Origin of the sequence: Geobacillus sp. LYN3 (assembly GCF_003064505.1) — a bacterium.
Lineage (GTDB): Bacteria > Bacillota > Bacilli > Bacillales > Anoxybacillaceae > Parageobacillus_B > Parageobacillus_B toebii.
This window is the reverse complement of the sequence record NZ_QCWL01000067.1, coordinates 1-651: the sequence shown is the minus strand read 5'-3', so window position 1 is coordinate 651 and position 651 is coordinate 1. Positions and strand designations below refer to the sequence as shown.

The 651-nt window shown below is 40.4% G+C and carries 1 pseudogene; it reads left to right on the top strand.

Annotated elements, in window-relative coordinates:
- Positions 1 to 65: 65 nt before the first annotated feature.
- Positions 66 to 350, top strand: a pseudogene (locus DCC82_RS17095) (SPASM domain-containing protein); the annotation flags it as partial.
- Positions 351 to 651 lie beyond the last annotated feature (301 nt).

Sequence of the window (651 nt, the reverse complement as noted above, 5' to 3'; positions counted from 1 at the left end):
TAAAGCAGTCAAACTTCTTTGGAAGCCCCCACTTCAAATTTTCGCTAGAAATTAAGTGGGGGTAGTTCACTTCTCATATCGGTGACGTATATCCGAGCGGGTTGCTCCCGGTGAAAGCAGGAAATGTCCGGGAAACGCCGCTCGCGGAAATTTATCGAAATTCTCCGATTTTCCGAGATTTGCGCAATCCTGATAAATATAAAGGAAAATGTGGCGTATGCGAATTCCGCTACGTTTGCGGAGGATCGCGCTCGCGGGCGTATGCAGTTACGGGTGATTACTTAGAAAGCGAACCATATTGCATATACATTCCAAAAGCGTTACGGAAAAAAGAAAAACATTTATCTTAATCACAGTGGTAACTGGCTCTCTTTTATTAGGGAGCCAGTTTTTTATTTACGAGTTCACTGAAATAATTTTCTAGACATTAAAATAAACAGGACACGATAAAGATGGAAATCAACTTTTTACAATTATGTGACACTATAAAAAAATGTGATAAACTTCACAAATATTTTTTTTTCATTTGCGTATGATGTACTCAAAAGCAGGTGAATTTAGTTATATGGCTGTGAACAAAAAGGAGGAGGCGGTATGGGAAAAGGTCAATCGGTGATTGCCGACCAGTGGAACCGTCCGCTTCGCGATTTG